Origin of the sequence: Microbacterium sp. (assembly GCF_031988965.1) — a bacterium.
In the GTDB taxonomy this organism is placed as follows: domain Bacteria; phylum Actinomycetota; class Actinomycetes; order Actinomycetales; family Microbacteriaceae; genus Microbacterium.
The window spans coordinates 1-237 of record NZ_DALZXX010000156.1 but is presented as its reverse complement, the minus strand read 5'-3'; the positions used below and the strand labels follow the sequence as shown (position 1 = coordinate 237).

The following is a 237-nucleotide window of genomic DNA, read 5'->3' as shown; positions in this document are numbered from 1 at the left end:
GCGACGACGACGGCGGCGCGCGGGTGCCGGCTTGCCGTCGTGGTGTTCCTTGCCTGCACCGTCATGGGTGCCCGCTCCTTCCGCGCTGCGGTCGGCAGCGGGGGCTGAGGAATCGGATGCAGAGCTGTCGGATGTCCCTTCGGCGAAGGTCGATCCGACCTGCTCCGAGCCGCCGCGGCGGCGGCGACGACGGCGCGTGCCGCCCTCGCCGGTTCCCTCGGCCGCGACATCGGCGGC

Annotated in this window: 1 pseudogene; it reads right to left on the bottom strand. The window is 74.7% G+C overall.

Going from position 1 to position 237, the window contains the following annotated elements:
* Window positions 1-237 (bottom strand): annotated as a pseudogene (locus RTM68_RS16195) (ATP-dependent helicase); the annotation flags it as partial.